This window comes from Nostoc sp. (genome assembly GCF_041747015.1).
In the GTDB taxonomy this organism is placed as follows: Bacteria; Cyanobacteriota; Cyanobacteriia; order Cyanobacteriales; family Nostocaceae; genus Nostoc.
The window spans coordinates 1-9,255 of sequence record NZ_JBGTFY010000240.1 but is presented as its reverse complement, the minus strand read 5'-3'; the positions used below and the strand labels follow the sequence as shown (position 1 = coordinate 9,255).

The following is a 9,255-nucleotide window of genomic DNA, read 5'->3' as shown; positions in this document are numbered from 1 at the left end:
TGAAACTGTAACCTATCCCAATGGCGATCGCGTGCAAAACTTCATTTTGATTTTGCGAGCTGTTGAATGGGAAGGTAGTCTCGCTTGTTTAGATGGAGAATCGCTGGCGCTGGAATTTTTTGATTTGGCGGACTTACCTATATTAATGCCAAACGATCGCCCCGTTTTGGATAAGTTTCAGGAATACAAAAAAAGCAGCGAATTTATGATGTTCTAAAGCATTTTTTCCAAAAACTGCTTTGCGCGATCGCACTTAGGATTTTGAAAAAACTCGCCAGGAGTAGCATCTTCTGCTAAAATTCCCTGGTCGAGGAACATAATCCGATTGGCAACAACTCTAGCAAAGCCCATTTCATGGGTAACGATCGCCATTGTCATACCAGATAGCGCTAAAGCTTTCATCACTTCCAGCACATCTTTAACCATTTCGGGATCTAGCGCAGAGGTGGGTTCATCAAACAAAATCATCTCTGGTTCCATTGCTAGTGCACGAGCGATCGCTACTCGCTGCTTTTGTCCCCCAGATAGTTTAGATGGGTAGACATCTGCTTTTGGCTCTAAACCTACCTTAGTAAGCAATTCTAAGCCCTGCTTTTGGGCTTTTTGCTTGTTTATTCCTTTTACCTTTATGGGTGCGTAAGTGACATTTTCTAGCACTGTCATGTGGGGGAATAAATTAAAATGTTGAAATACCATTACCAAATGCTGACGCACCTTAGCAATGTTAGTTTTAGGCTTGGTGATTTCTTGCTCATGAAAGTAGATTCTGCCTCTGGTGGGTTGTTCTAACAAGTTCATGCATCGCAGAAAGGTAGACTTACCTGAACCAGAAGGGCCTAATATGGCAACTACTTCTCCCTGATAAAACTCAGTAGAAATATCTTTGAGTACGTCAAGTTTGCCAAAAGATTTACACAAGAATTCCGTGCGAATTATTGCATTACTCACTTTGCCGTAATCTCCTTTCTAAAGCGGATGCGCTAAAAGTCAAACCCATTACCAGAACATAGTAGATTAAACCTGCAAATAGCAAAGGTTCAAAATAAATATATTTATTTGCACCGACAATTTGAGCACTGCGTAATATTTCCACTACACCAATTGTTGACACCAAGGCGGAATCTTTTAGCAGTCCGATAGTTTCATTTACCAATGCTGGAAGAATGTTCTTCAATCCTTGAGGAAAAATTATATCCCACATCATTAACCAATAGGGAACACCCATAGACATTGCTGCCTCGCTTTGTCCTTTATCTACCGCCTGAATCCCACCTCTGATGGTTTCCGACATATAAGCTCCAGAATTAAGGGTAAAAGTTAGTACTCCTGCTTCTAATGCCGAAATTTTATAACCTGTAAGCTGAGGTGTTGCGTAATAAACCAACGCCAACTGTAACAGCAAAGGTGTACCTCGGAAGACAGAGGTATAGGCGTTAGCAACCCAGGTAAGGGGCTTGATGCCGATAATTTTTAATAGTGAGAGTATTGTTCCCCAGATTAACCCTAAAGATACAGATAATAGCGTGAACAACAAAGTTAAAGGAATTCCCTGCAAAATAAAGGGAATATCTGGAAGGATTCTAGTGAAGTCGAGATTGAGTCGGCTTTTGGTAGGAGTTGAAGATACAGTGTTAGTGGTGATATTCTGCGAAAACCACTTGGTTCCTAATTTTTCTAATGTACCCAAGTCCTTCATTTGTTGAAGCACTTTGTTAAATGGTTCCACTAAAGAAGAACCTTTGGGAAAAGCGATCGCTGATCCACTTGCCTCGGATGAAGGAATAGTATTAAACTCTAAATCTGGGTTAGCTTGGGCAAATCCTTTAGCGACGGTATCTTCAACAATTGCGGCATCAATTCGCCCAGATTTGATTTCCTGAACTACTTCCGGCACTTTGTTGAGTTGCTTTAACTCAATACCCGCAACTTTTTGAGCAATTTTCTGAGCATTTTGCTCTTGTATCGTTCCTAGTTGCACTCCCACCTTTTTACCTGATAAATCTTCTGGCTGCTTCAGGTTGCTCCCTTTGAGGGCGACAATCGTATCTTTGGCTTCGTAATAAATAATTGAAAAATCAATATTTTTTTGACGCTCTGGAGTCGGAGTCATCCCAGCCATCACAAAATCAGCCCGATTTGCTTGGAGTGCAGGGATTAATCCATTAAAATCAGATTCCATTATCTGAAGTTTAAACCCTAATTTTTGAGCTAGAGTCTTGGCAATATCTATATCAAAACCAATGATTTGGCGCTCGCCTCCTTTGGTATCATAAAATTCATAAGGCGGATAATCTGGCGAAGTAATCATCGTCAGGGTGTCTTTATTTAAAGATGAGGCAGCTTTTAGAGGATCACTATGTCCTGTGATCATTTGGATTACTACAATTGCTGCAAATAGTATCGTTAATAACCGTAATTTTTTTTTCTTCATATTTAAAGGGATTCCTAAGAAAGCCGGGGAAGTACCTTGTTTCATGCTTAACAAATATCCGCTATGGACTCGGCTTAAGATTATTCATTGTTTTTTCAATAATTTCCACTGCTGTTGTAACGCCATTTTCTAAGCGGATTTTTTCACCGAGTGCAGTAGCGCGATCGCGTATACTTTTATTTTGAACTGCGGTTGTAATTGCGATCGCTAATGAATCTACAGTCAATTCATTCTGGCGAATCATTGCGGGACTCACGCCTAATTTGACACCTAAATATCCCCAAAATGGCTGATCTGCCAAAAATGGAATTATGATTCCAGGTACTCCGGCTCGAAATGTTGCAGCAGTTGTTCCTGCACCACCATGATGTACAATACAGGACATTTGGGGAAATAACCAACTGTGGGGAATCGATTCTATTTCAAATATAGTATCGGGTAAGTCTGCATTTTCAATCCCACCCCAACCCGTCATAAAAATTCCCCGTTGTTGAGTTTTAACAAGTGCAGCTAAAGCAATTTCGGCGACTTCTTGGGCTTGTTTTCCGCTCATGCTGCCAAATCCAATGTATACCGGAGGCGCACCCGAATTAAGAAATTCAACTAAGTCGGGAGAGGGTATAAAGTCCGCAGGTGGATCAAGAAACCAGTATCCAGTAACATGGTTATGTTCTGACCAATCCACTGGCTTAGGGATAACCGAAGGACTAAACGCATTTAAAAAATTTACCTGAGCAAGTTTCATGCGTTTAAACGGCGAATCCCACAATTTTAATGGTGCTTCGTTCAGAGTTGTTTCACGAAATTGATTAATACTTTTACGGAATAAAAACCAGAACAATTTGCCGATCACAATATACGTAAATCGATTATACAGACTTCCTAGCCGTTCCAGTTCTGGTGATGTAGCTGCATTCGGAAAGGCGCTAGTGGGATTCAATGGTTGCATTGAAGCCAAATAAAAAGGAACTCCCAACTTCTGAGCAATATCAAATCCCCAAAAAGCAACAGTCCCACTGATAATTACATCGGTTAACAGACAAGCGTTCCACGAGTCTTCTAATGCAGTTTTCATAATCGGATCAAGTACGCCTGCAAACTGACGCGGGAAGTTAAGCGGATTTTTTGTTTGCATTAACGCTTGTCCGGCTTCGCTGGCGAGTGCTTCTTGAGGATTACCGCTAATTAGAGCAAATTCTAATCCGGATGCGCGAATTTCTGGCTCAAATTTGGCGTGGGTTGCTAGTTGCACCCTATGTCCAGCCTTTTGCAAGCCTACCGCCAACGCTATGTAAGGCTGAACATCGCCACGCGAACCAATGGTTAAGATTGTGATGTGCATAATTTAAAGAACTTGTATAGTTTGTTTCATAGGTGTTTTAATGCCTGGGTTTAATAAAGTTAATCATATTTTTGACTTTACTTAAAAAATAAGTAAGTATTAACACTTGTCATCCTCAATATTATTGATGTGAAACCAAGTGATCATTTAGAAAGTTAAAATGAAACGTTCAAATCGCCTTGCTTGGATTGGAGCGATCGCATTAGCAGTCATTATTTTACTTAGTTTGATCGTGGCTCCCAATAATAGTAAAATAAATAATGGCTCTACTTATAACCGCGCTGCCGATGGCTATGGTGCTTGGTATGCTTTTATGCAGCAGCAGGGAATTTCAATCAAGCGCTGGCAAAAGCCTTTTAGTGATATTCAGCCAGAAAATAGCCCAATTACCTTTTTACAGGTAAGTAGCGATCCTAGAGAGACGGAGCTGGATAGTCAAGAGCGTGAATGGGTAGAAAAAGGGAATACTCTAGTAATTTTAGGTGCCAGAGCGCGAGTTACAGAAGCAGACTTTAGCACCATGCAGAAATCCCCCCAAGGAAATGTCAAAATTGAGACGCGCAGACGATATCGTAGAGCTAACTCCAAGCAAGTTGATTTAGGCGATCGCTTTGGTGCTGTAATCTGGAAAGAAAAGTACAAACAAGGAAACGTAATTTTTTCCACCACTCCTTATTTAGCAGCTAACGCTTACCAAGATTATTTAAGTAATTTCAAGTATCTAGCCAATTTAGTTACTCAAAAAGGTAACACAATATTAGTAGATGAATACATCCACGGCTATAAAGATGCTGATGTCAGAGAGAAAGAAAGCGAAGGAAATTTATCAAGTTTTTTTGCAAAAACTCCTTTATTTCCAATATTCGTGCAGGTAGGTATCTTGCTATTGGTGCTAATTTGGGCGCAAAATCGTCGTTTTGGGAAGCCAGTAGCTTTAGATATACCAGTTATAAACAACAGCGAGGCATATATCCAAGCTTTAGCGGGAGTGTTGCAGAAAGCTGATACCACCAACTTTGTTGTCGAGATGATTGGAAAACAAGAACAACTACAACTCCAAAAAACTTTAGGATTAGGACAAATACCTTTAGAACATCAAGCCTTGATCAATGTCTGGATGCAAAAAACAGGCAAAAGTGCAGCAGAACTAAATGCCGTTTTAAAGCTACAATCTCGCAAACAACCAATGAGCGAACGAGAACTGTTAAGCTGGTTGGGGAAATGGCGAACCCTCAGAGAAATTCAAAAATAATTTCTGGAATTATGTATAACGTGTTTAATTGAGTTCTTTATAAATAAAAATATGAGCGAAACCCATCCTATTTTAATTCGTCTTGGTCAAGGTCTTAACCAAGTAATCGTCGGACAATCTAACCTCATCCAACAACTTCTAGTGGCATTGCTAGCGGGTGGACACATAATTTTGGAAGGAGTACCGGGAACTGGGAAAACCCTGCTAGTTAAAGTTTTAGCGCAGTTAATCCAAGGAGAGTTTCGCCGGATTCAACTAACACCAGATGTCTTGCCTTCGGATATTACTGGTACAAACATTTTTGACTTGAATAGTCGCAATTTCACTTTAAAAAAAGGGCCAATATTTACCGAAGTGTTGCTAGCAGACGAAATTAACCGTACTCCCCCGAAGACACAAGCGGCGCTGCTAGAAGCGATGGAAGAGATGCAAGTAACGCTAGATGGTGAAAGTTTGCCCTTACCAGATTTATTTTGGGTAATTGCGACGCAAAATCCCTTGGAATTTGAGGGTACTTATCCCTTACCAGAAGCGCAGTTGGACAGGTTTTTATTTAAGCTGGTGGTAGATTATCCCGATCAAGCTGCGGAAAAGCAAATGTTACTCAATCGTCAGGCGGGTTTTGCAGCAAGGCGTTCGGATATTAGCCGTTTGAAACCAATCGCAACAGTAGCCGACATTTTGCAAGCACGACTTGCAGTTAAAGAAGTTAAAGTATCAGAAGCGATCGTTGATTATTTGTTGGCATTGGTGAGAACATCGCGCCAACATCCCGATTTAACTTTAGGTGCATCGCCTCGCGCCGCCGGTGCTTGGTTGCAGACATCTCAAGCACTAGCATGGTTAACTAAAAGGGATTTTGTAACCCCAGATGATGTTAAAGCAGTTGCATCGCCGCTGCTACGTCATCGCCTCATTCTGAAACCAGAAGCAATGTTGGATGGTTTGCAAATTGATGCGGTAATTGCATCGATAATTAATCAAGTGCCAGTCCCAAGGTGAACAAAATATTTTGTAGAGGCGCCGTCACATACAAAAACTGAAGGTTATGATTAATCGACGCAAGACGCCCTACGCTTCTCCTAAAGGAGAAGGGCTGTAGGCAATACGGTTCAGTTAGCGCAAAAAACCTTAAGCTGCGTAGGTTGGGTTGAGGAACGAAACCCAACATTTAGGCAGGTTTGTTGGGTTTCGCAAAGCCTCAACCCAACCTACAATTCTCCTTAACTGAACCGTATTGGGGCTGTAGGGCGAACGTTTGTTTAGCCGTGATTTCTAATCACCTGATATTTTTGCCTTAGCCAAAGTCAACATTCCAAATCAAGAACGGGCAGAAGTGATGCCTGTGTTGGGACAGGCGATTTATTGAGTAAGAGGGCGCGATCGCCTCCAGGAACACAGCAGTTTGATCCAAAGCGTTACTTTTATCCTGATGGTTTTGAATTTATCTGATTGTCACCATATTCTGCTAGATATTACAGAAAGGTCAGGAATATGATTTGATATGATTAGATTTGCTGCCGATACATTATTGCCATATGACTTATTAACAAGTAAAAACTAAAAAGAGAATCCCCTATTAGGGCTTGCTGAATAAGTCTCTAAAACAAATGTAGAAGCCAGACAGCTGGCAAAATGATTGTTTCGTCGCTCAGCTTTTAAATTTACCTAGCGATCGCTAATGATTGTGCAAGGATTTTGAGCCTCTAGATGTTATAACTTTGCACTTGCTTGGTGGAAAAAGGCTTGAACCCCTTATCTGGACTACCTTGCATTTTTATTTAGCAACCCCTAATTAAAAAGCGATAGCAGTTAGTAAAAATACTTATCTTGTGTTGGCGTATTTTAATATATCTTTTACATTCGATTTATAATTACTCTTGTTAAAATAACTAAACTTCATACTCTAAAATATATTTTACCTCTTTACTATTGCTTAGAAAATATTGTATTTTGCTTCATGATTACTTGAAATAAATGTCATTAATTATACTATTGTAGTAGCAGCTTAGATGATTGATATTAGAGAAGTAGTTTAAACAATAGCTTTTCTAGTACATGAATAAAAAATGGGCTGCTAAACGACTTACAATTAATCTCACATCAAGCGAGGCACAGAAGCTTGAAAACTACTGTTCAATAACGGGAAGACCAGCAACCGATGTAATTCGGGAGTTAATTCGCTCCCTTTCTACTCAAGATGAAAAAGCTTCTCAAACCTTAGTAAATCCAACTGGACAATAAACAAAACCAGGGTAAATACATCTCAACTTGTGAATAAAATATGGTGTTTAACAGTTAGCAGTTATCAATTAAATTCCCTAAGTTTAGTTAGGGAATTTACATAAAGATATGCCTGCGGCCTTCTGGGTGAGGCTCGTTCCAATGCTACGGTATAACAACAGTTCCCTACGGCGGGAAACCAGCCTACAGGACTGTTTCATCACAAAGCCTCTAGGTCGCAAGCTTCCGCTCTGACGGCAGTCGCCTTATAGAACTTTATCGACAAGAGATCAATTATCCTGGATTTGTTGAACAAACTGATGGGAGTTTGGCGGATGAAGCTACTTATACTTTTCAAGTATTAAGGATTCAATCTGTAATTTATTTAATAGAACTTACGCATTGACAGAATGGTAAAATAATGAATCTCATGTTGATAGTCGTCAGCAAAGAGGTATCGGACAATTAGAGAAATCAGCGAAACCTCAACAGCAGGGCTATTTCATTCTAGGCATAAACCGCCCAAAACTAAAGTTCCTTTTCTTATAGCTAAAGTCCGTTAAAACGGACTACAACATGAGTCTCAGTCGTCTTTAGACGAATGAGTGCTATTAGACTCAGAATTCATTCTGAGGCGGGCTAGATGAGAATGAAATAGCCCCGACCCCAACAGTACAGTGCAATCTAGAACATTACACCCTGTTTTTGTGATCAGAACCAAAACATAAGGAATGCAATAGGTTAGCGGAAATGCTGGGAGACGTTTCACATGATATCCCTCTTCTGTCACTCTCCGAGGACTTTTGCCATTTCTGAATTCTAGAGCTTTTGTATACGATGCGATGTCTACGACGGGCTACGCCTACGCAAGATTTTTTTCTAATAACAAACACAGTAACCAAGTTTTTATAATAGGATAGCTTGTATTGATTGTAATTATAAATATGTAATCTTGTAAATAGAGATAAAACAAAGGTTTTGGAGATTAGCCTGATGATTGTATTATTTAACTCACTAAAGTATAAATAACTTATTTTTTAAGTGATTAATTTACTCTGCTTTCCAAAAACAAGATTTTCAAGAATTAATGAAAGGGTAAATGGAGAAAAGTTAGGTTGTGTTAAAACCAAAGTAGGAGTATAGTTCTAGTGTGGAACTTAAAAACTGGTATTTTACTACTCACATTGGGTTGCATTATTGCGACTGGTATAGCAGTATATCTTCTTGGCGGTGTTGAACCAGCACAAATTCAAGCTTTGCTGAAGTCTTCTGGAATCTGGGCACCTGTTATTTATATTGCTTTGTACATTGTGGCAACTATGTTAGTTTTGCCCTCAACAGTACTCAATTTGACTGGAGGTGCAATTTTTGGGCCTTGGCTGGGTACTGTCTGGACTAGTGTTGCAGCTATAATTGCGGCAATAATTGCCTTTGCTTTTACTCGGACTATTGGACGCCAAACAATTGCAAAACGACTAGCAGGACGTTGGCAAGCTATGGATGCGGAGGTGCGTCGTGGAGGGCTTTTTTATATGTTTGCCATCCGACTAGTACCGATAATGCCCTATGGCTTGGTCAACTTTGTCGCTGGACTAACATCGATCAGCTTTAAAGATTATGTTCTAGGTACAACACTTGGTACTGTTCCTAGTGTATTACCTTTTGTACTATTAGGTAGTTCTGGTTTGAAAGCAGTTAAGACAGGTGATTTCTTGCCGCTAGTACTTGCCTTAGGCTTAACTGGAATGCTGGTAGCGGGGTCTACTTGGTATCGGCATCGTCGTAATTTTCCTAAAAAAGCTATAGAAAGCCTTAAAAAATCAGACTCCTCAAATCACATAAACCCAGATAATAAATAAACTATGCTACCAAAGTATTCATTTATTATTCCCATCTATAACGAGGAAGAAATTATTCCAGAATTGTACCGCAGAGTGAGTGCAGTAATGAACCGGATGGATGGCCTTGTAGAATTAGTTTTAATCAACGATGGTAGCCGCGATCGCT

9 protein-coding genes are annotated in these 9,255 nt (G+C 40.0%); 6 read left to right on the top strand and 3 right to left on the bottom strand.

Annotated elements, in window-relative coordinates:
* On the top strand, positions 1–217 hold a 217-nt coding region (locus ACEW80_RS19440), incomplete at its 5' end, for a hypothetical protein (RefSeq protein WP_373528163.1).
* Here ACEW80_RS19440 and ACEW80_RS19435 read toward each other — a convergent pair.
* The 3 genes from ACEW80_RS19435 to ACEW80_RS19425 all read right to left on the bottom strand — a co-directional run bounded on the left by ACEW80_RS19435 (position 214) and on the right by ACEW80_RS19425 (position 3,773).
* Entirely contained in the window at positions 214–948 is a 735-nt protein-coding gene (locus tag ACEW80_RS19435) for an amino acid ABC transporter ATP-binding protein (RefSeq protein ID WP_373528162.1), read from the bottom strand. The two genes, ACEW80_RS19440 and ACEW80_RS19435, sit on opposite strands and share 4 nt — an antisense overlap.
* The gene (locus ACEW80_RS19430; protein WP_373528161.1) at positions 941–2,431 is read right to left on the bottom strand and encodes an ABC transporter permease subunit; all 1,491 of its coding nucleotides are present in this window, start codon (positions 2,429–2,431) and stop codon (positions 941–943) included. The genes ACEW80_RS19435 and ACEW80_RS19430 overlap by 8 nt, the downstream gene beginning before the upstream one ends.
* 61 nt (positions 2,432–2,492) lie before the next feature.
* Positions 2,493–3,773 carry a glycosyltransferase gene (locus ACEW80_RS19425; RefSeq protein ID WP_373528160.1) on the bottom strand — a complete coding sequence of 427 codons (1,281 nt, stop codon included), beginning with the start codon at positions 3,771–3,773 and terminating at the stop codon, positions 2,493–2,495.
* Between the two features lie 160 nt (positions 3,774–3,933).
* Here ACEW80_RS19425 and ACEW80_RS19420 point away from each other — a divergent pair, with 160 nt between their 5' ends.
* The 5 genes from ACEW80_RS19420 to ACEW80_RS19400 all read left to right on the top strand — a co-directional run.
* A complete protein-coding gene (locus ACEW80_RS19420) occupies positions 3,934–5,025 on the top strand; it encodes a DUF4350 domain-containing protein (protein WP_373528159.1) in 1,092 nt (363 codons plus the stop codon).
* Between the two features lie 51 nt (positions 5,026–5,076).
* Positions 5,077–6,027, top strand: a complete 951-nt coding sequence (locus ACEW80_RS19415) for an AAA family ATPase (protein WP_373528158.1) — start codon at positions 5,077–5,079, stop codon at positions 6,025–6,027.
* Between the two features lie 1,056 nt (positions 6,028–7,083).
* A complete protein-coding gene (locus ACEW80_RS19410) occupies positions 7,084–7,269 on the top strand; it encodes a CopG family transcriptional regulator (protein WP_373528157.1) in 186 nt (61 codons plus the stop codon).
* 1,127 nt (positions 7,270–8,396) lie between these two features.
* Positions 8,397–9,107, top strand: a complete 711-nt coding sequence (locus tag ACEW80_RS19405) for a TVP38/TMEM64 family protein (RefSeq protein WP_373528156.1) — start codon at positions 8,397–8,399, stop codon at positions 9,105–9,107.
* A gap of 3 nt (positions 9,108–9,110) precedes the next feature.
* The coding region (locus tag ACEW80_RS19400; protein ID WP_373528164.1) for a glycosyltransferase at positions 9,111–9,255 on the top strand (145 nt) is incomplete at its 3' end.